The 17,474-nt window shown below is 47.2% G+C and carries 17 protein-coding genes; 5 read left to right on the top strand and 12 right to left on the bottom strand.

Going from position 1 to position 17,474, the window contains the following annotated elements; all coding sequences use genetic code 11:
• The first annotated feature begins 234 nt into the window (after positions 1–234).
• A complete protein-coding gene (locus ACFSVM_RS23175) occupies positions 235–852 on the top strand; it encodes a nitroreductase family protein (protein WP_379264841.1) in 618 nt (205 codons plus the stop codon).
• Between the two features lie 91 nt (positions 853–943).
• Here the strand turns inward: ACFSVM_RS23175 and ACFSVM_RS23170 are convergent, their stop codons facing one another.
• The 5 genes from ACFSVM_RS23170 to ACFSVM_RS23150 all read right to left on the bottom strand — a co-directional run bounded on the left by ACFSVM_RS23170 (position 944) and on the right by ACFSVM_RS23150 (position 5,002).
• On the bottom strand, positions 944–1,126 hold the full coding sequence (locus ACFSVM_RS23170; protein WP_076314405.1) for a hypothetical protein: 183 nt from the start codon (positions 1,124–1,126) through the stop codon (positions 944–946).
• A complete protein-coding gene (locus ACFSVM_RS23165) occupies positions 1,107–2,267 on the bottom strand; it encodes a hypothetical protein (protein ID WP_379264839.1) in 1,161 nt (386 codons plus the stop codon). Before ACFSVM_RS23165 ends, ACFSVM_RS23170 begins: the two co-directional genes overlap by 20 nt.
• An 18-nt stretch (positions 2,268–2,285) precedes the next feature.
• The gene (locus ACFSVM_RS23160) at positions 2,286–3,482 is read right to left on the bottom strand and encodes an MBOAT family O-acyltransferase (protein ID WP_379264837.1); all 1,197 of its coding nucleotides are present in this window, start codon (positions 3,480–3,482) and stop codon (positions 2,286–2,288) included.
• Positions 3,483–3,804: 322 nt separating this feature from the next.
• Positions 3,805–4,323, bottom strand: a complete 519-nt coding sequence (locus tag ACFSVM_RS23155) for a hypothetical protein (protein WP_177178720.1) — start codon at positions 4,321–4,323, stop codon at positions 3,805–3,807.
• Positions 4,324–4,525: 202 nt separating this feature from the next.
• Entirely contained in the window at positions 4,526–5,002 is a 477-nt protein-coding gene (locus ACFSVM_RS23150; RefSeq protein ID WP_090725078.1) for a DUF2798 domain-containing protein, read from the bottom strand.
• Between the two features lie 246 nt (positions 5,003–5,248).
• On the opposite strand from ACFSVM_RS23150, the gene ACFSVM_RS23145 reads away from it, so the two are divergent.
• Together ACFSVM_RS23145 and ACFSVM_RS23140 are read left to right on the top strand one after the other, a co-directional pair.
• The gene (locus ACFSVM_RS23145) at positions 5,249–6,283 is read left to right on the top strand and encodes an AraC family transcriptional regulator (RefSeq protein WP_379264834.1); all 1,035 of its coding nucleotides are present in this window, start codon (positions 5,249–5,251) and stop codon (positions 6,281–6,283) included.
• A gap of 117 nt (positions 6,284–6,400) precedes the next feature.
• Positions 6,401–7,195 (top strand): SDR family NAD(P)-dependent oxidoreductase, encoded by a 795-nt coding sequence (locus ACFSVM_RS23140; protein ID WP_076314409.1) that lies wholly within the window; start codon positions 6,401–6,403, stop codon positions 7,193–7,195.
• A gap of 121 nt (positions 7,196–7,316) precedes the next feature.
• Here the strand turns inward: ACFSVM_RS23140 and ACFSVM_RS23135 are convergent, their stop codons facing one another.
• The 5 genes from ACFSVM_RS23135 to ACFSVM_RS23115 all read right to left on the bottom strand — a co-directional run bounded on the left by ACFSVM_RS23135 (position 7,317) and on the right by ACFSVM_RS23115 (position 11,840).
• The gene (locus ACFSVM_RS23135) at positions 7,317–8,540 is read right to left on the bottom strand and encodes an NAD(P)/FAD-dependent oxidoreductase (protein WP_379264832.1); all 1,224 of its coding nucleotides are present in this window, start codon (positions 8,538–8,540) and stop codon (positions 7,317–7,319) included.
• Between the two features lie 58 nt (positions 8,541–8,598).
• Positions 8,599–9,816: an NAD(P)/FAD-dependent oxidoreductase gene (locus tag ACFSVM_RS23130; protein ID WP_379264830.1), complete on the bottom strand. Its 1,218-nt coding sequence runs from the start codon at positions 9,814–9,816 to the stop codon at positions 8,599–8,601.
• 94 nt (positions 9,817–9,910) lie between these two features.
• Positions 9,911–10,870 (bottom strand): DUF4097 family beta strand repeat-containing protein, encoded by a 960-nt coding sequence (locus tag ACFSVM_RS23125; RefSeq protein WP_379264828.1) that lies wholly within the window; start codon positions 10,868–10,870, stop codon positions 9,911–9,913.
• Positions 10,870–11,517 carry a DUF1700 domain-containing protein gene (locus tag ACFSVM_RS23120; RefSeq protein WP_076314413.1) on the bottom strand — a complete coding sequence of 216 codons (648 nt, stop codon included), beginning with the start codon at positions 11,515–11,517 and terminating at the stop codon, positions 10,870–10,872. Before ACFSVM_RS23120 ends, ACFSVM_RS23125 begins: the two co-directional genes overlap by 1 nt.
• Positions 11,514–11,840, bottom strand: a complete 327-nt coding sequence (locus ACFSVM_RS23115; protein WP_047911339.1) for a PadR family transcriptional regulator — start codon at positions 11,838–11,840, stop codon at positions 11,514–11,516. The genes ACFSVM_RS23120 and ACFSVM_RS23115 overlap by 4 nt, the downstream gene beginning before the upstream one ends.
• 202 nt (positions 11,841–12,042) lie before the next feature.
• Between ACFSVM_RS23115 and ACFSVM_RS23110 the strand changes: the two genes are divergently transcribed.
• Positions 12,043–12,423 (top strand): YrhK family protein, encoded by a 381-nt coding sequence (locus ACFSVM_RS23110; protein WP_083656012.1) that lies wholly within the window; start codon positions 12,043–12,045, stop codon positions 12,421–12,423.
• Between the two features lie 101 nt (positions 12,424–12,524).
• On the opposite strand, the gene ACFSVM_RS23105 is transcribed toward ACFSVM_RS23110, so the two are convergent.
• A complete protein-coding gene (locus ACFSVM_RS23105) occupies positions 12,525–13,748 on the bottom strand; it encodes an NAD(P)/FAD-dependent oxidoreductase (protein WP_076314414.1) in 1,224 nt (407 codons plus the stop codon).
• Between the two features lie 195 nt (positions 13,749–13,943).
• Complete coding sequence (locus tag ACFSVM_RS23100) at positions 13,944–15,500, bottom strand: FAD-dependent oxidoreductase (protein ID WP_379264825.1); 1,557 nt, start codon at positions 15,498–15,500, stop codon at positions 13,944–13,946.
• A 312-nt stretch (positions 15,501–15,812) separates the two neighbouring features.
• Between ACFSVM_RS23100 and ACFSVM_RS23095 the strand changes: the two genes are divergently transcribed.
• Positions 15,813–17,441, top strand: a complete 1,629-nt coding sequence (locus ACFSVM_RS23095; RefSeq protein WP_090724759.1) for an extracellular solute-binding protein — start codon at positions 15,813–15,815, stop codon at positions 17,439–17,441.
• The last annotated feature ends 33 nt before the right edge of the window (positions 17,442–17,474 follow it).

Raw genomic sequence — 17,474 nt, 5'->3', positions numbered from 1 at the left:
GATCAATGGCTATCTATCAAATTTCTTATCCATCAAGAGTAATCTATTACACATACTTATTTTCACTTACTAAATATTATATAATAGGATTAATTTCATAATACCTTGAGCTGCTTCAAACAAGGGTATATATAGCTTCAAATCCACCTGGTTAATGATTTATGAAATTGATTCAATGAAGTACAAGCTTGTGGATACATATGAATCTTAATTTAAGAAAGTAGGGTTAACACAATGGGAGAGCTGCAGACGGTAATTAAAGAAAGGCGTTCCGCTATGAAGTTTAAGGAAGGAGCAGTGATTAGCAAACAAGAGCTTGAGAAGCTGTTCTCGCTCAATAAATTTGCTCCTTCGGCGTTTAACTTGCAGCATGCGAATTATCTGGTACTTCAGAGTCCGGAGGACAAGCAGAAGGCCTATGAGGCATCCGGTCAATATAAGACCTTGACCGCCTCCGCAGTCATTATCGTGCTCGGGGATACCAAGGCTTATCAACAGGTGAAACAACTGTACGAAGGAATGCTCGCACTTGGCATGATGACACAAACAGAATACGACTTAGAGACAAGCAGTGTGATCGAGATGTATGAGACGAGAGGGCCTTCCTTCCAGCGGGATGAGGCGATTCGTAATGCGAGCCTGTCAGCGATGCAGCTCATGCTGATTGCGAAGGATATGGGATGGGATACCTGTCCGATGATCGGTTACGATGATGAGCAGCTGGTATCACTGCTAGATATCCCGGAGGACCTTATTCCCGTTATGATGATTACGCTCGGCAAAGCGGATGAGGAGAAAATAAGACCGCGGGGATATAGAAAGCCTGTGGATGAATTTGTGAGTATCTATTAGGTCTTATAGGTGGATATCTCCTATTAAAGGTTATCAACATGTAAAAGGTCTGACCACTGCATTGTACAGGGTCAGACCTTTGTCGTTGTCGTTAAAAATTCATATAAATAAATTCCGTGGATTCTCCAGAGAAGAAAATGATCCCCAGCACGACGGCGATAATTACAAGTGCACCCGCAATGGATATCAATCCATAAGCTGCGATTCGAGCTGCGCGGGGAATGAGATCCAAGATATTGGGCTCTGTCCGCACTTTACTGCGCTGTAATTCCATATGGCAACAGCCTTTCGTATAAGATTTCCCCGAAGATTCGACTTCCTTCATCTACCATGTGGGAAGAGTCGTGATAGAACTCATGTGGTATCAGGTTACTTCCTCCCGCATTGAATTCAATGAAGGGATAGCCGCGGGATTCAATGAGCTCCTGGTAGGCCCCCATAACCGTAAAATAGTCTGTCCAATTCAGCATGTTGTGCCGTGTAATCAGATCCTTGTCTAGTGGAGCCGTATAGAAGACAGCCTGCTTGCCATGCTTGTCCAGCAAATCGAGGGTCTTGTTCATTAGGGTCAGTCCGAAGCTGCTCTCTGCATGAAATGGCTTGCTCCATGTATATAGATTGGTAAAATGATTGACGATGCCCGCCTGCTGCTCTGCCGTAAGCTGCTCATAAGGTGTATACGGTGGTGTGTAAGGTGTTACGATGCCTTGTCTTTCATTCCGTTCCGCAGCTACCTCCCTGCGCAGCTTCTCAAGTGAAGTACGTGTAGATAGCAGGCGATAAGTTAAAACATCGCGGTCATGATACAGCGGCCAATGGCTTAATATTTCGGTTGTCATGAAATCGTGGACGGCGTTAGGTACGGACTCCTCGTTCTTGACAGGAGAATGACGCAGCCACGATTTCGGAATATTCTGATCCAGCTTGCTGAGCAATGAAGGGTATACCGTTACTTCTGGATCATTATCTGTCAGTGGAAGTATGCCGTAATTGATCTCATAGATTACATAATCCACCTCATCGATGACAGAGGCGAGGATGGCATACGTTTCGGCCAGCCGAGCCCCCGTTAATCCGAGGTTCAGCACACGCTTGTCGTTCAGGTGAACCTGCATCACGCCGGAGGTCGTGTTACTGCTGTCTCTTACGGTGGTTCCGTACACGGTGGAAGCTCCGAACAGTCCGACCCATGGCTTATGGTCATCCGGCTGCGCCTGTAGATGCTCAATCCACAGCGGTGTATATACAATAGAATCATAAGCAGGCACCCTTAGCTCTTTTTCAGCGTAGGTTACGATCGCTTGCTCTGATTCTTCCACAGCATTGCCGGCCCATAAGGTTATGGCGCATAAACCAAGGACAGCGAGAGCCAGCATCGCCAGGGCCAGTTTTTTGATAGGAAGCTTGTTTAACATGATCTTACATCCTCACTCTCAGGAGCCAAGACCGAATAGTCTTAGCATTAAATCCATTCCATCCGATACGGGCAGCACGAAGAACACCCGGCTCAGGGTAACGCCAAAAAAAGTAATTCCAATGGCAAGCAGTGTCGTTCCGGGTTTAAGCCAGACCGGTACGGGCCTCATAAGGGGCTTAATTTCCTTAATAAAGAATCGATGAATACAGAGCATGATGCCATGAAACATCCCCCATACTACAAAGTGCCAGGCTGCACCATGCCACATTCCAGACACGGTCATCGTGCACATCAGGTTTACATAAATCCGTGCTTTGGATACACGGCTTCCCCCGAGTGGAAAATAGACGTAACGAGTAAGCCAGGAGCCCAGCGAGATATGCCAGCGGTTCCAGAACTCGGCAATACTGCGGGCGAGATAGGGATTACGGAAATTCTCTGGTATAACGATCCCGAATAAACGTGCCGTCCCGATTGCAATATCTGAGTAGCCCGAGAAATCAAAATAGATAACAAAGGTGTAAGCGATCAGCGATACCCATAATGTCCATGTGTCCGCGCCGCTTATTCCTTCCGGCGAATAAACAGGCTGAGCAAGAATGTCAAGGGAGGCGGCGAGCACCAGCTTTTTGAATAATCCAATCCCGATACGCAGGACGCCGATTCGAACATTCTTCCATTGAAAAGCGGCGGTCAGCTGAGGGTAGAACTGCTGAAACTGCTTGATTGGACCAGCCACCATCGTCGGGAAGAAGAAGAGAAATGCCAGGAAGCCTACAGGCTTATGCTGCGGCAGATTTCCACGTTTCTTCTCAATGACATAATGAATCAGCTCAAAGGTAAAATAAGAAATCCCAAGAGGCAGTATGAGATCATCTACGGTAGGCAGGGAAGGTTCGTTTATAAATCCAAACAAGCTGTTCACCATGCTGCCAAGCCGGCTGCCGTACTTAAAATATCCGAGTACAAGGACGATAAGAATAATGACCGCAGGATAGATCCGGCGCTTACCATGTTTAATGGATCTATGAATCAACAGGAAGGCGATGATCGCCTCTGCGAGCAGCAGTAGGACAAAGGAGCCTGCATAATAGGAATAAAATGAAATCCCTGCCGCAATGAGAATAAGCGGTCTAATCCGATGAGGGCTGATATAGTACAGGACAACTGCTGCGAGTACGAATAGCCAATATAGCCAGTCTGTGTACATCATGTTTTTCTGTTTCCACCATTTCTGATTGAGCAAGCTCAAATTGATCATGAATTCGTCTATAAGTTTACTTGATAAAAATTCAAATTTAAGGTAGGAAGTACCAAATATAAATTTTACCCCAAAGAGGGATCAGGTGCCAACCTCATTATATGGAATAACAGGATGGTTAGAAGAAAAAACACCAGATAAAGGACGGTTTTCTGCAGAAAAAAAGCCCGCAGCGTGACTGCAAGCTTGGTAAAGCAAAAAACCTCCACCCTAAAACGGGGAGAGGCTTGCCGATGTTATATGTAGTCATAGCCGGACAGAGATCTGTCAGACATCAATAGAAATGCGGCTTCTTTTTGCGGCGAAACAGGACCGATACTCCAGCTACGATGAGAATCAGGGCAATGAAGGGCTGGACAACAGAGAATTGATTCAGCATGGAGCCAAGTGAGAATGCAATGAAGAAGATGAAGGACAAGGCGGTCAGAATGTTGATAGGGATCAGCAAATATTTATTTCGCCCGCCAAACCAATACAGCTCAAACAGCCCGGCTGCCACTGCAAGAATAAAGCCTGGCCACATCGTGATCCAGCTGTCGGTTACTATAGCAATTTGGCAGGTCAGTCCTGCGACGAGCAAGATCCCTCCAGGTACAAGCAGCCCGATGCCTCTTCCGATCAGCGAGAAATATAGCCAGTGAAAAAAGATGCCCAGCGGGATGATGAAAAAGGACGGCCAGAAATAGGCGAAGATGGAGCCGGTTCCGAGATGATTACCTGAGTTCAGCAGCAGGAACACACCGACGATAATGAGCAGGGGGGCAAACAAACTTGCTTTGTTTTTAATACTCAAGGCGAGACACTCCTTCCCTCTAAATTTTATCTAACCAGAATCTTATCATACTTGTTATAAGCTGTAATCGGTCTTGAGAAAGTGAATCATACTGGACCTGAGTCTAGTATAATCTGGGATGAGAAGAAGAGAGGGTGCTCCTCTTTATTTGTATTAAAAAAAGCAAGCTGCCGAGGGCAGCCTGCTTCCTTATTTATTCGCTTCACTCCGGCTGAAGATGAGGTGCTGGTTTAACAAACTTCGTTAGCAAGAACCGTGAGATCGGTCCCACAATCAGCAGCTGTGCCGGGAGTGCAACGATAATATTTAGACCGACTGTTTTGAGGTAGGCTGTGAAAATAGAACCTTCGATTCCTACCATCATGGATTTCAGAATCATGCCATAGACAGACATGATGAGCACCATCATCGGGACCATACACACGGCAATGGACAGAATGATGTTCATGGGCTTCGATTTATCATAAGGCAGAGATAATGCCAATTTACGCGCCTTGGGTTCCACGACAGACTCTGCGAGAAAAGCGACAATAAAGGTTATGACAAATTGAATGGCAAACGTCTGGATATGAAATGTGGAGAATCCGACTAAAGCTGTGTTATACAGTGACATGATCAGGACCATTCCAAAACACATAAACAGTCCAAAGATCATTCCTTCTTTTTTATTACTAGGCAATTCCATACATCCTTCCTTTTTTAGAACAACATAAAGGTTATGATATATGATACGCAGCTTGCTTCATAAGTGACAATTTTGTGTCTTTTTTTAGAAGGATTAGTGCTAGCTCAGCTGATGGGAGGGAATTAGGCTTAAGTAGACATAGGAATAGACTTGAGAGTATGCTGATGTGTGTTTTAAACTGCAAACCCATATTAATACATGTGTATATATCCAAACCAGTAGTTAAAAGGAGGCTTGTATATGACATCACAAACTGCTGCGCATATTAAATTTCCATCGGGATTCTGGTCCGGACTTAAATCGTTAGGAATTGCTCCTCTGGATGTAGCTCGCAGAGCAGGACTGCCGCTTACGGTCATCACTGAGCCAAAAGTCACCACTAGCGAGTACTTTGCAATATGGCAGGCTTATTCCGATCTAGCAGGGGATACTGCCGAAAGTATCATTGGACTTGCCCAAGCCTTCGAAACCGCACAATATCCGCCGGCTGTGTTGGCGACATACCATGCCCGCAATTATCGAGATGCTCTATACCGCATGGCAAGGTACAAACAAATGTGTCCTCCTGAGGGCTTGCGTATTACCGAGGCAGAAGAGGACTGCATTGTCGAGCTGCAGTGGCAGCATACGGACGCGCCTGGTCCATCGGTATTGGTGGGTATTACGCTAGCCTACCTTCTGGAGCTGGGGCGCCGGGGAACAGGGCGTGAATTGACAGCACGCTGCGTTGAATTTGTACAGCCCATGGGTAATGTGCAGACATTGGAAGCTTATTTCGGATGTCCTGTCCGGGCAGGTAGAGACAGAAACCGGATTACGCTGTGGCAACGGGACTTGGATCTTCCTTTTACATCATATAACGAAGAGCTGCTCGATATCCTGACCCCGGTGATGGATCGAACGCTGGATGAGGAACTGCTGCACCGCCGCTCCCTTACTGACACCGTAAAGTGGATGATGAAACGGAGCCTTATGGGAGGCAGGCCCGACATGCAGACGGTGGCGAAGGAGCTCCATATGAGCGACCGAACACTTCAGCGGAGGCTTACTGACGAAGGTACGAGTTATAAGGTGCTATTAACGCAAACGAGACATGAGCAGGCAATCGAATATTTGGCCGATCCCTCGCTCGAGATCAAAGAAGTGGCGTTCTTGGTTGGATACGAGGACCAGAATTCATTTTATCGCGCTTTCCGTCAATGGGAAGGGGACACCCCTTCTCATTGGCGCTCCGAATATCTAAATGGCGGGAAGAAGATATTTATTGGCGTGTAATGCAAGAAGCTTGACGCCATGAGCTAGATGCATGACTAACTTCATAAGGTAATATAATCCCTATCGCATAGATGGATTTGCGAGTCTATGTCACCACAATTTTAGGGGAAATGCATTATGGATATGGGATTACACAACAAGACAGCTTTGATCACGGGTTCAACGAAAGGTATAGGGAAGGCCATTGCTATTGAACTTGCTAGAGAAGGCGTGAATGTACTTATTAATGGAAGAAATTACGAAGAGGTAGAACTAACCGTTAACGAAATTAGGTCGCAATTTCCAACGACTTCTCCTCAAAATGCGGCTGCCGATATGGTAGATATGAAACAAAGAGAGACTCTGTTTGAGAAATATCCACATGTGGATATTTTGGTTAACAATATGGGGATCTATGAAATTATGCAATATGAGGACGTGGATGACGCAACTTGGGAAAAATATTTCCGTACAAATGTACTTGCAGCCAACGGCCTGTCTAAATTTTATTTACCTCAAATGCTGAAAAATAATTTTGGACGCATGATCTTTATTGCGAGTGAGGAGGCCGTGATGCCTTCAGGTCAGATGCCGCAGTATTGCATGACCAAATCGATGCTGCTGTCCTTATCGAAAAGTCTGTCCAAATTAACGATAGGCACTGAAGTAACAGTCAATACGATTATGCCGGGACCAACGCTCTCCGAAAATGTGCAGCAGATCATCGAGGGGATTTATGCTGACGATAAGATGTCTTTTTCGGAAAAGGAGAGACAATTTATGGCGTCAAATCTGCCCCAATCGGAGATTCAGCGATTTATCAGACCGCTGGAAATTGGCAGACTAGCTGCATTTATATGCAGTCCTTATGCCTCTGCATTTAAAGGCTCGCCGATCCGTATGGATGGGGGTATGGTGCCGACTATTTATTAATGTAATGCCCACGATCATCGATTTCAGTGAATGAAACGACCTAACATTAAAGGAATAATAAAGCAGGGGGCAGCCACGGACTCTATCTTTCGTTCATGGCTGCCCCCTGCTTATTTTGGTGTTAATCCGTATGAAGAGGTCTGGTGTTCAGATAGATGCTGAGGTCTGGACTTGAGCCCTCTGTAATGACATCGGCCAATACTCTGGATAAGACGGCATTATATAGTATGGCTGTGTCGCCATAGCCCATTACCATATAAGAGTGCGGATACGCTTCATACCGGCCAATCATGGGAAGACCGTCATGCGTTACGCTCAAGAAGCCGCCAAGCCAATATTCAGGCTCTGCCGGGATATCTGGAAACAGCTTGTGGAAGGCTTCCATCAATTTGTCCCGGCTCCGCATGATTTTGGTATCTCTGGCCTCAGGGATGGTGGTATCTTTGTCCATTCCACCAATGATGACGCGATTGTCCGGTGTTGTCCGCATATAGACATAAGGACGTGCGGTTTCCCAGATTAATGTGCGCTTATACCAGCTGGAGAGGTCAGGCACTGGCTTGGTGATTACCGCGTAGGAGCTGATCATATCGGCATTCTTCTCCGATTGGAAATCACGGTTCTCATTCCCTGCAGCGATAATGACATGCTGGGCCTTGATCTGGTGCCGGCGAGGAGCAGCCGTATAAAAGACAGCTTCCTTCATATCCTTTCTTCTTCCTGTAATTTCTGTTTCACCGTAAATGGAGCCGCCGAGAGACTTCACCCTCTCCAATAATCCATACACGAATTTGAGCGGGTTCAGCTCTGCCTCGTTGTAGCTGTACAGTGCAGCCGGTTTGTCGAAAGGATACACAGCTCTGGTCTGCTCCCTATTCCACAACTCGACTGGAAGTCCAAGCCTGCTCAGGAAGTCATACTCCTTATGAATGGAAGGAATGTCTTCTGTAGAGGAAGCGTAATACAGGCTGTCTCTGCGAACAAACTGTGCATTAATCGGCAGCTTCGTACAAATGTCTTCAAGCTCATTCAGCGCCTGCCAGCACAGGTGTATATGCCGCGCGATGATCTGTTCACCATAGTGGTTGGCCAGTGTCACGAAGCTCTTCTCACCTGATAGCTGGATAACAGCGGTATTGGCACTTGTGCTGCCTTCTCCGATCCTGCGTTTGTCTACGACAGCAACCTTTAACCCCCGCTCAGCAAGATGATAGGCGCATAGAGATCCTGATATTCCCGCCCCGATCACTAGAACGTCACACTGAATGTCCTCTGCTAAAGACGGATAAACAGGAGGATTGCGGACCGTGGTTGGCCAGTATAATTTGCCGCTCTGCAGATCCATGATGCATGTCTCCCTTTGATGTTGACTAATGATATATTGGACTGTAAAAAGCACTGACTTAGTTGGCGGCTAACGGTCTGTTCTGCAGATAGATATCGAGGTCAGGGCTTGATCCTGTAACGATTTGGTCAGAGACAATTTTGGCTAAGACACCATTGTATACGGTCCCGTTATCTCCATAGGCCATAATGACATAACTGTGTGGATAACCTTCGTATTGACCGATGATGGGCAGCCCATCATGCGTGCCTCCGTAGAACGCTCCGAGAAAATATTCAGGTTCTGCATTCATGTCAGGGAACAGCTTGTTAAATTCCTGAATCAGCTTGTCCTTGCTTGCCATGATTTTGGAGTCCCTTGTTGCCGTATAGGTCGTGTCTTTATCCATACCTCCGATAATAATCCGATTGTCCGCAGTTGTACGCATATATACATAGGGACGCGCGGTTTCCCAGATCAAGGTACGTTTATACCAGCTGGTGAAATCGTCAATCGGCTTGGTTATGACAGCATATGAGCTGGTCAGAGTGGCATTTTTCTCCGTCTTGAAATCCTTATCCTCATATCCGGCAGCGATAATGACGTGCCTTGCACGAATTTTACGGCGTTCCTTGGTATAGAAGACAGCGTAATCCTGCTCAAAACGTTTGCCTACAATTTCTGTCTCTTCATAGATGCGCCCTCCCTGAGATTTGATGTTCTCCAGAAGCCCGTAAACGAACTTTAAAGGGTTCATCTCGGCATCATTATGATAATAGAGCGCAGCGTCCTTTTGAAAAGGGTAGAGTCCAGAAATATGCTTCTCATTCCACAGATCAACTTGAAACCCGTACTTTTGAAGGAGGGCATGTTCTTCCGCTAAGGCAGGGACATCCTCCTTGCAGCTTGCATAATACAGACTGTCTCGTCTTATAAACTCTGAATCGAATGGCAGCTGAGCGCACACCCGCTCAATATCGTTAATGGACGCCTCACACAGCTTGAGATGGCGTGCGGCGATCTCTTCACCGAAGGAGTTGCTCAGTGATACGAAGCTCTTCTCGCCTGCATACTGTATCAGTGCCGTATTGGTGCTGGTACTGCCTGCACCTGCTTTTCTTTTATCAACCACGACCACAGATAGATCGTGTCCAGCCAGAATATTGGCACACTGTGCGCCTGAGCTGCCTGCACCAATAATAAGTACATCACAGGATATATCCTCTTCCAGCCTGGAATAGGAAGGAGGCTGAACAACAGTTGTAGGCCAATATAATTTACCACTTTGCAAATCCATACCTAATCTCTCCCTTGCTATCATGAATTGATTCATGAAGTGGATTCATATAGTATGGATTTTTTGCCGGGCCTCAATGCAAGTTAATTGAAGCTTACGGCTGTTCGATTTGAATATCTCCGGAAGTGGTGCGCACTTTAATCAGCTCTGTTCCGGTTCTTGGTGATTCGGGAGCATGGATGCTTCCAGATACGGCCTGAACATCATAGAATCCGGCAAAATCAGGTGCTGCTATAACCTCCACATCGCCGGATACAGCCCGGATATCTAAGTTGCCGATCACCGATTGACTGACTTCCACATTCCCGGACTGTACTTCAATGCTGGCATCTCCGTGCAGATCGTCAATTTCAATATCCCCGGAAGTGGACTTGACCTCCAGCTGACCCTGTATTGCCGCCGCCTCTATACTACCGGACTGGAGCTTTACTGCAATTTGACTTGAAGTGAGGTCCTCAAGCTCAATATCTCCAGAGATCATCTCAAAGCTTGCACTGTCCTTGGCAATGACATTCTTCATATCCAGATTGCCTGAAGAGAGACTCACGGCCAGTTGACTGGCTTGAACATCTTCGAGCTCGAAATCGCCTGAGGTTGATGAAATAGAAACATGCTGTGCCTTGACTCCGGTAATATCGTTACTGCTTGATATATTGTCAACAATAAGCTCAACTAGTATTTTGTCTGAGGGCATCCGAACCTCGATATGATTGTCTGAGAAATCCAGATTAAAGGATAGGAATTGAAAAGAATCCTCCGCTGTCGTATCCATTGTAAGTGTGCTGCCCTCCGGCGCGGTCTGTTCAATTCGATCTATGGCATCCTGATGCCATTTGCCTGTGAACAATACGGTAATTTGATCCTCCTCAGTCGGTACAAACTTAATATTCGTACTGCTATCGGTCCGCATTACAAGTGAATGGATGCCTGCTTCCGGAAATGCGAGCTCTTTCTCGTATGCAATCCGGTCATCTCCAAATTCAAAACCGAATATGGACATGCCGACAACGCCGACAGCAATGCAGGCTATGCCAAATCTCAACCAGTTCTTCATTATTGGTTCCTTCCTTTCACCACTTTGACATTCCAGCTTACATAACTCCGTGTGAGCATTCCGAGCTTCTTGGCGGCCCACAGCGAGAAAATGCCGAGCAGGATACCTATGCCAAGCATGGCGATACTAACGGACGCTTCAGCCCAGATCACACGCTTCTCCTGGAACATAAAGTCGGCCAGGGCAAGGAATGGAGCCAGAACGCCAGCGGCTGATGTTACGGCAATAGCCAGCCACACGGACCATATGGTTGCAAAGATCGGCAGGGCAAAGATAAGATTCAGAAAGAACATGCCGATGGCAGAGAAAAAGCTGCCGAAAGCGCGGTGGCTTGATCTCGATTCTGTCATATAAGGCATACTCGCTGTGAATGGCACATCTGCATTGTTAGATGTACCATAGGCGTTATTGTAATTGAACCTAGGTGAAGCGGCCTCCCGTGCTGGGGGAGCATACCGATCACCGAGGGCTTCCAGCGCCAGCTCTCTTGGATGACCCAGCTCTCTAGAAATATCTTCTTCCGTCTTGCCTTCAGCCAAGCCCATTTCAAAATGCTGCTCGTAATCACTTAACAGCTCCATCCGTTCACCTTTGTCAAGCAGTCTAAGCTCGCGTTCCAGAGCCGTCATAAACATACGTCTGTTCATTCGCTATATCCTTCCTTCAGTAGATTGGTAACACTGGACACAAATACATTCCATTCAAGCTCCAAATTCAGCATATAGGCAAGTCCAGAATCCGTTAAACTATAATACTTACGCGGAGGCCCCTCGTTAGATTCACGCAGATAGGTAGTACAGTATCCATCTGCGACTAATCGGCGAAGCAGGGGATACAAGGCGCCTTCTGCAATCTCAATATGCCTGGATACGGCTTGAGCCAGCTCATATCCATAACGGTCTTTACGGTGAATCAGTACAAGAACGCACAGCTCTAATGCGCCTTTTTTAAATTGGATATTCACATTCAACCAGATTCGGGTCTCCTTTCTGTGGCCATCATTTTAAAAATAATTACTAAATTTAGATTAGTACTGTTTATTATATAGTAGTGAACAGGTAAATATTAACACTCAGTACTGAATAATGCAAGGTAGTGAAATTTATGAAGCGGCTCATCCGTTTGAAACTCTCCCCTACGGGTAAGGAAAGCAGAGAAGGAGAGGATCGTACATGAATCACAACCATCAAGAGGCGAAGGAGCCCAGCTCACATAAACAGGAGCATTCCCAGAAGAAGCATGCTAAGAAAAGAAGGATAGGTCTCCATTTCTATCGTAGAAGATCACCCCGATCTAGAAAAAGACTTCAGATTCGCAATCGTTATGAAATCGCGCATATGATTAGCGAAATTGCCACATCACTCTTGTTTCTTGCCGGCAGCTTCTGCTTGTTCTATCCGGAAGTTAAGCTGATCGGTACCTGTCTATTTATACTGGGAAGTATTCAAATGCTGGTCCGGGCATTAATTCGAATGTCATATATGCTTAAACTTAAAAAATGGGACTACATTGATGAAAATAGAGATCAGGAGCAGAACCACATCATGCACTAAAACTTCCGTCGAAGGTGGGATCATGTGTGGCACAAAAGAAAGACCGCCTGCAGCTGACTGGACAAGCAGCTGCAGGCGGTCTATTTACTTTCGGTTGATTACTACTGGGCTTGCTTACGCGGCGGCTTCGAGCGCAGATACAAGTCGAGGTGAGGACTGCTGCCCTTCGTTATCATGTCGGTGACAATGCGGGACAGGGTCATATTGTATACCGTCCCATTGTCTCCATAAGCCATGATGTGATAGCAGTTCGGGTACTCATCACTTCGGCCAATCATCGGAAGACCGTCAAGCGTTCCGGCAAAGAAGGCACCAAGCACGTAATCCGGTTCGGTCTTGATTTCAGGAAACATCTCGGACAGATTCTTCATCAGTTGATCTCGTCCGGACTCAATGTGCGCATCCCTGCTCACGGATCGATGCGTCTCCTGGTCCATGCCGCCGACAATAATTCGATCATCCGGTGTTGTTCTCATATACATGTATGGACGAGCCGTTTCCCATAGAAGCGTTCGCTTGTACCAGCTGCTTAGATCAGCAACAGGCTTCGTAATGACAACGTACGAGCTGGTAATTGTGGCATTGGCGTTAGGCGTCAGCTCCATCTGCTCGTAACCGGCTGCCATGATGACATACTTGGTGCGAATCTGGTGTCCGCTCTTAGTATAGAAGACGGCCTCATCTGAACTGAACTTCTTGCCGGTAATTTCGGTTCCTCCGTAAACTTTGCCGCCCATCCCTCTGACTTCTTCAAACAAACCGTAAATATATTTCAGCGGATTCATTTCCGCATCGTTTCTGTAATACAAGGCGCCGGATTTACGGAAGGGGTATTTCGCTGCAATCTGGTTCTCATCCCATAAGTACACATCGAATCCGTGCTTTTTCAGTAGAGCATGCTCCTGCTTAAGTGCAGGTACATCAGCTTCCGATGAGGCGTAGTACAGGCTGTCTCTGCGAACGAAATCAGCTGCATCCGGCAGCTGACTGCAGGCTTGCTCAATGTCGTCAATGGCTTGTCTGCAGAGCTTCAGATGAGCCGAAGCCTTCTCTTCACCAAAATCTGCTGCCAGCTCTGTAAGCATCTTGTCACCGGCATACTGAATGAGTGCCGTATTGGTGCTTGAGCTTCCGCCTCCAATCGTTCGTTTATCAACCACGACGACATGAAGGCCTTGCCTCGCAAGCTGATACGCACTCTGGGCGCCTGAACTGCCCCCGCCGATAATGAGCGCATCGCACTGAATATCTTCGGTGAGCGGGGGATAGATGGGAGGACTGCTCACCGTAGCAGGCCAATAGAGTTTGCCAGTTTGTAAATCCATATGAAATGCCTCCTAATCATAAGCTGAAAAAGTTCATGCTATCTATTGATATTATGAACTTAAGCTTTTTTCACTTAAGTTCATGCTATCTATTGATATTATGAACTTAAGCTTTTTTCACTTAAGTTCATGCTATCTATCTACCATGATTTCGCTTATTAGAAACAAGGCAATCCAGAAATTTTGAACAAGCCGCTAGGCCTGATGTGCATCAAGTTTAGGTAAAGGCTCCACTGCAGGTCCCTCAAGCACAGATCCGTCATAAGCAAACCGCGAGCCATGGCAAGGGCAGTCCCACGAGCATTCGCCCGAGTTCCATTCCACCTCACAGCCCAGATGGGTACAGGTCGTATCGACAAGATGCAGTGTTCCGGATTCGTCCTTATAGGCTCCCGCGCGCTTGCCGTCATTTCGTACAACAGCACCTTCACCAGGCTGAATATCCTCAATCTTCTTGTGAACGAGACCCAGCTTGCCCGAGATGAGATGCTTGGCTACATCCAGATTATCCTTTAATGCATTCTTGATCGAAGGATCTGCCTTGAACCGGCCGGGATCAACCAATTCTGTATAAGGATTGTGGCGGCCGACGATGAGATCCGTCAGAAGTCTGCCGGCAACGGTGCTCGTCGTCATTCCCCATTTGCGGAAGCCGGTGGCAACCAGCACCCTTTCGTAAGCTCCGCCAATTGGCCCGATGAACGGCATCTTGTCAATGGTGACTAGATCCTGTGCAGACCACCGGAAATGGACCTTCTTCACACCAAAATGCTGTCCGGCAAACCGAACCAGCTCCTCAAAATGCTGGTGCGTGCTGATTCCCTGACCCGTCTTATGATTCTCTCCGCCAATAACGAGGAGCTTCTTGCCATTGTACAGTGCAGAGCGGACAGAGCGCTCCGGCTTGTCGTAGCTTACATACATGCCGCCCTCAAACTCCGTTTCCGGCTCCACAGCAATGGCGTAGGAGCGCTCTGCATGCATACGGGCAAAGTACATACGTGGATCATGGAACGGAAAATGACTTGCCACGACCACATGCTCGCTTGTAATGTGATGTCCGCCTCTTTCCAGCATGACGGTCACCTTGTTATCCTCCTCTTTGAGGTCAGCAGCCGTCGTTTTTTCATAGATCTTAACGCCGAGGTGAATCAGCTCTTCAACCAGCTTCTTGAGATAAGAGAGTGGATGGAACTGTGCCTGATTCGGCACACTGATCCCCGCTACAGCCGGTACCGGAATCGGCAGCTTATCATGCCACACACCGGGAATAGCCAGCTGCTGATAGGCATCGAATTCGTCCTTCAGCTTCTTTAGATCATTCTCCGATTGAATATAGACATACGCGTCCTCTTCCGTCAGCTGACAGTCGATTTCTTTTTCGGTAATGACACTTCGAATAAAACGCAGTGCTTCCTCGTTAGCCTCATAATACAGTCTGGCCTGTTCATGGCCGAAGTGTTGAATGAGCTCGTGATAGATCAGGTTGTGCTGGGAAGTAATCTTCGCGGTCGTATGACCTGTCGTTCCATCCAGGATTGAGCCTGCCTCAATAAGGACAACTTTATAGCCTTCCTTGGCGAGAAGATATGCGGTAGTAATCCCCGTCATACCGGCACCAATAACTGTTACTTCTGTGTTCAGGTTCTCAGACAATCGTTCAAATGAAGGCAGAGAGACGGTTCCACGCCATAACGATTCCCGGCTCTTCGGCAGCTCTGCTGCAGTAAATTCCTGATTCATGTCATTCATATATTCAAATCCTCCTATTCAAGTACGGGCCTAATATGTTCCGATTTCTCAATTATTACCACCCGGCACCTGATAGAAACGCGCGTTAGCCAGAAACATTGCGCTTGGAAGCAAATTTAGGTGACCTCTAGGTATTCTCGAAGGAGCCATTCCATCGCTTTTTGCGTTTTTGTCTATTGCATTTGCGAAATGGTCAGTTCCGTTGAACAAAATAAACACTCCATTTGATGATTTGTACATATCGCGCTCTAGCTTTCATCCATTAATCTGTCACTACAGCAATTCAATTCAATCAAAGTGGGGGTTGGGTACATGAAACGTTGGTTTGCTTCTACGCTTGTGATGGCGCTGATGTCATCCTTATTGATCGGCTGTACTGGAAATGGAGGAAGTGCGGAGGAACCCAATGAAGGAGATCAAGAAGCTCCGGTGGTCACGGAAGAGACGACATATCCAATCGAAACCGATGTGACGTTATCCTATTGGGGCGAGCTTCCAGGGAACCTCATAGGAGTCAAGGCTACACACGATGAAGTTCCTTTTTTTCAGGAGTGGCAAAAGGCAACCGGAGTTCCGCTGTCCTATACCGCGCCTCCATCCGGACAGGCTCAAGAGGCACTCAATGTCATGCTTGCCTCCGGGGATCTGCCAGACATGATTGAGTATAATTTCCTCGGATTTCCGGGGGGTCCAGAGAAGGCGATCAAAGACGGTTACATTATTGAGCTGAATGAGCTTATTGACAAGTACGCACCCAATTTGAAGAAGTACCTCTCGGAGCATCCGGAGATTGACAAGATGGTGAAGACGGATAGCGGCAGTTATTATGCTTTTCCGTTCATTAGAGAGGACGAGTACCTGCGTGTATTCCAAGGGCCCATCATACGTAAGGATTGGCTCGATGAGCTGGGCCTTCCCATTCCAGAGACGATTGACGAATGGACAACGACGCTGCGCGCTTTCAAAGAACAGAAGGGTGCTGCTGCTCCTTTCTCAGTCGTCAGTAAACCGAGGTTCTTTAATGATTCAGGAAATGGTGCATTTCTAGGTGCATTCGGTGTCACGAGAGGCTTCTATCAGGTGGATGGACAGGTGAAATTTGGACCGGCAGAGCCGGGCTTCAAGGAGTACCTTCGCTTATTCAACAGCTGGTATACAGAAGGTTTGATCGACAAGAACGTCGCGACGACAGATTTGAAAGCGATTGACAGCAATATGGCTTCCGGTGAGACGGGAGCCACGGTCGGTAATACAGGCGGAGGCATCGGGAAGTGGCAGCCGCTCGTTGAAGCGAATGATCCGGACGCTGTGCTTGCTGCTGCCCCCTATCCCGTCCTAAACAAGGGCGAGGTGCCGATGTTTGGACAGCGAAATCAGGCATATTCGTCGGAAGGAACGGTTGCTGTTACTTCAACGTCTGAGAATCCAGAGCTGGCTGTGAAGATGCTCGACTATGGATACAGTGAAGAGGGGCATATGTTCTTCAATTTCGGCAAGGAAGGTGTCAGCTATAATCTGACGGAAGACGGATACCCGCAGTTTACGGAATTGCTGCTCAAGAACCCGGACAATCTGGCACCGGCTCAAGCCATCTCCATGTACGCACGAAGCAGCTACAACGGGCCTTTTGTCCAGGATAGACGCTATATAGAGCAGTATCTTGCACTTGAGACACAGCGTGAAGCGATAGAAATCTGGAGTAAAACAGATGCAGAGAAGTACAGTCTGCCGCCGATTACGCCGAACCCGGAGGAGAGCTCCGAGTATGCCACAATTATGAATGATATCAATACACTTGTGGACGAGATGACGATCAAGATCATTCTCGGAACCGACCCTGTAGATGAGTTCGAGAGCTATGTAGCGAAGATGAAGCAGCTGAACCTGGATCGGGCGATCGAGATTCAAATGGCCGCACTGGAGCGCTACAACAACCGTTAACCAAATAGATCAATAAACTCTCAAAAAGAATGA

It is taken from the genome of Paenibacillus shunpengii (genome assembly GCF_042684905.1).
Taxonomy (GTDB): Bacteria; Bacillota; Bacilli; order Paenibacillales; family Paenibacillaceae; genus Paenibacillus; species Paenibacillus shunpengii.
The sequence above is the reverse complement of the archived record's forward strand: the minus strand, read 5'-3'. Positions and strand labels throughout refer to the sequence as shown.